The sequence below is a fragment of the Pantoea sp. CTOTU49201 genome (assembly GCF_032054795.1).
Classification (GTDB): domain Bacteria; phylum Pseudomonadota; class Gammaproteobacteria; order Enterobacterales; family Enterobacteriaceae; genus Pantoea; species Pantoea symbiotica.
Genome location: NZ_DAMBSA010000192.1, coordinates 7,948 through 8,608 on the forward strand (window position 1 = coordinate 7,948; position 661 = coordinate 8,608).

A 661-nucleotide genomic window follows, 5' to 3' on the forward strand; every position below is an offset into this window, starting at 1 on the left:
CGACACAACGATCGCCCGCGCACAAGCGCACTAAAAGACCCGAAGGCGCAGGACGGCTGAGCTGATAACGCCAGTTCACCAGCGAGATGTTGCCCGGTGCGCTGGAGGGCGCACGCAGCGCAGGCGTCATCAGCCAGTTACCGCGCACGCCAATGCTCGGGCCGCTGGCGTTGGCGCTCCAGGCACCGCTGGCCGCATCGGCAGCGAGCGGCAGCGCCATCATCGGCAACATCATCAATGCCCAGCACCAGCGACGCATTACTTGCCTCCAATGGTGGCGGTCATACGGATTTGACGGTTGTCGGTCAGCTCCATATTCGACAGCACAATCAGCTGCGGCAGGTTGCGGCGCAGGAAGCGCGCCAGCAGCGCACGCAGCGGATGATTGACCAACAGCACCGGCGGCGCGCCCGCCATCTCTTGCTGCTGCAGTGCGCCTTGCGCCTGCACCAGTAAGCGATCCGCCAGACCCGGCTCAAGCCCACCACCGCCCTGTAGCGCCTGCAGCAGCAGACGTTCCAGCGTGGCGTCGAGGCCAATCACCTGCACTTCGCCATTGCCAGGGAACCACTGTTGGGTAATCGCACGTCCCAGCGCCACACGTACCACGCTGGTCAGCTCTTGCGGATCGTTCTGCACCGGCGCATGTTCCGCCAGGGTT

General features: G+C 64.8%; 2 protein-coding genes. Both read right to left on the bottom strand.

What is annotated here, in order from left to right; genetic code table 11:
* Positions 1–259, bottom strand: a 259-nt coding sequence (locus RTY00_RS14245; RefSeq protein ID WP_312664885.1) for a flagellar protein FlhE, incomplete at its 3' end; no start/stop codon positions are given.
* Positions 259–661, bottom strand: a 403-nt coding sequence (locus tag RTY00_RS14250) for an FHIPEP family type III secretion protein (RefSeq protein ID WP_312664886.1), incomplete at its 5' end; no start/stop codon positions are given. The genes RTY00_RS14250 and RTY00_RS14245, both read right to left, overlap by 1 nt.